Genomic DNA, 2,459 nt, shown 5'->3' on the forward strand with positions numbered 1-2,459 from the left:
ACGAGAACGCCCCGATGATCATCAGCGCCATCATCAAGACATTCATACCGGGCGCGTTGGTGATGGCCCACGTGATCAGTCGCTTCATTCTTGAATCTCGGCTCGCGCAGGCAGCCCTTCTGGCGGAATCGAATCGAGCGGCGAAACGACCACATAGTCACCGACGGCCAAGTCCGACGAATCCGCTTCGCAGACCCAAACACGATCGGGCGATTGCAGCGACGGCGCCAAGTTTGGGTCGAGCACCCGGGCCTCTCGTAGCCGCAGGGAGTCGACCGGATAGACGGTTTGCGAGTATTGGACCAATCCCGCTTTCCAGGCGGCGGGGTCGAACGGCTGCTCCTGTGGATCATCGGATGCTTCGTCGGATGCCGGAGCGTCCACGTCAGTCGTTGACTTGGCAGCCACTGTCGGCGGAACCGATTGGGCCGCTTTCTTCGCTGCAGCGATCTGCGCGGTCAGCACCGACTCGTCTGCCTTGAATTTCCAGACGCGGTTGCCGGGGCGGAGGGCTTTGGCGGGAATCACAACCAGTTCGGATTGGGGACGCAGTTGCAAGCGGACTCGCACGAACATGCCACGCAACAACGCATTGGTGCGATCGGCAATCTGTTCCCGACCCTTCTCATCGATGTAGTGCGTCGGGTCATCGACCAGCAAACGAACCGGCACGGTGCGGGTGTTGGGATCGATGCCAATCCCGTCGTAGGAGACCAGGGTGCCGTTCCAGCGATGCACGGTTCCTTGCCGTCCCGCGACCTCGTATTCGATGATCGCTTCGGTCGCCGGCAAATCGTATCCGGCCGTTTGGCTGGTTTGTTTCTGATCCAGTCCCCGTTTCTGGTCCAGCACCCAGTGCAGTTGATCCATTCGCATGCTGGCGGCGACTTCCACTTTTTCCGTGTCCTCGATCGTCACCAGCGTGGTGCCGCGATTGACAAAGGAATTGACGTCGGCTTGCTCACTGACGATCACGCCGCTGATCGGGGCAACGATGGTGCAGCGTTTCAAATTGATTTCGGCCGCACGCAGTTGTGTCGCAGCGAGTTGTTCGGCGGCCTCCAATCGCAGACGCCGCGAACGCAGCAGGTTGAGTTGGTTTTCCAGAGTGACGAGTTGTTGACTGGCTTGCAGCAACGCGCTTTTGGCTTTGTCGACCTCCGCCGGGCTGGCGAATGTTTTCAGGGCGGTTTGACGATCGACTTCTTTCTGTTGCAATTTGACGTCCTGGCGAGCGATTTCGCTCGAGCGCTGCGTGTTGGCGATCTCTTGATCGTTTTCGCTGATCGCTCGGTATTCGCGATCCCGTTGATTCTTCAACTGCTCGACTTCCAGCTCGTAGTCCTGCGGATCGATTCGCATCAGGACTTCACCTTGCGTGACGATCGAACCGGCTTCGCAATTGGCAGATTTTTCGATCACCGTTCCGGCGACTTCCGATGCCACACGCGCCTCGCGAAAGGGCACGACGGTCCCATCGATCACCAGTTCGAGTTGTTGACCGGTTTCGGCGAGCGAGCGGACACGTTCGACGCGGGTCGCCGGCAGCGATTGAAGCACGGCGGTCGGCGAAGTGTCCGGTGGAGGGACAGGTTTCGCTTCGGCAACGCCCAACGTGCGAACGATCAGGACACCGGCGAGTATCAACAGGATGGGGATCGCGACGTTGTACAGCAGGAACAGATCCCAGCGTTTGGGTCTGGAAAATTCGTGCGGTGAAGCGGCGGAGTTGACCACATCGTAGCCACTTTGATCGCCGACCCGGGCGGCCGCGTGAGGGCCGCGCTCCTCGCCCCCCTTTCGGGCGGACACCCCTGTGTCATCGGCGTATTCAGAATCTGTCGTCAGTGGCATCGGCAGATGGCCCATCCGTTGAATTCAGGAAGACAAGAAAAGTCGTTTTGCAGAAGTATAGCTTGAAGGCCAATTTCAGCCCCCCGGCAAAGCGGCTTCGGCGAGTTGACGGACCTCCATCGTCGATAATGAATGCTCATCGGCCAAACGCCGTGCATCGTCGTCTTCGACTTTGACGCGTGTTTTTCCGCTCGGCAGCGTGACTGATTTTGCCTGAATCGGTCCCAACGAGGTGTCGATCGTGATCGACTGCCGCGGCAAGGTGTCTCGGTCGGCGAGGTAGCGGCGGATTCCGATCGTGGGGGTGTGCTGAAAAATCAACTCTTCCAGATTCGCAATGTTGCCCGGGCGTGTCATCACCGACAGAATCACGCCGCTTCGGCCTTTTTTCATCGTGCAGGGCGTTTGGGTGACGTCGAGCGCCCCGGCGTCCATCAACCGGTTGGCACAATCGGCGATCTGCTCGCCGGTCGCGTCATCCAGATTTGTCTCCAGCACCACCACCTGGTCGTGATGGGTGTGGGCGTGCCCGCTGGATGCTTCGTTGGCTTGGCGCCGACCGAGCAGGACGCGGAGCATGTTGGCTTGGTCGGGCAGATCCATGG

At 59.7% G+C, this 2,459-nt stretch carries 2 protein-coding genes; both read right to left on the bottom strand.

All coding sequences use genetic code 11. The features are described from left to right. Positions 1-84: 84 nt before the first annotated feature. On the bottom strand, positions 85-1,854 hold the full coding sequence (locus ABX749_RS29520; RefSeq protein WP_372899196.1) for an efflux RND transporter periplasmic adaptor subunit: 1,770 nt from the start codon (positions 1,852-1,854) through the stop codon (positions 85-87). Positions 1,855-1,929: 75 nt separating this feature from the next. After that, positions 1,930-2,459, bottom strand: a 530-nt coding sequence (gene larC / locus ABX749_RS29525; RefSeq protein ID WP_372899197.1) for a nickel insertion protein, incomplete at its 5' end; no start/stop codon positions are given.

Origin of the sequence: Stieleria sp., from assembly GCF_041595215.1 — a bacterium.
GTDB lineage: Bacteria > Planctomycetota > Planctomycetia > Pirellulales > Pirellulaceae > Stieleria > Stieleria magnilauensis.

Excerpts from the sequence above, each read along its gene's own strand:
- ABX749_RS29520 (WP_372899196.1), bottom strand. The coding sequence starts at position 1,854 with ATGCCACTGACGACAGATTCTGAATACGCCGATGACACAGGGGTGTCC.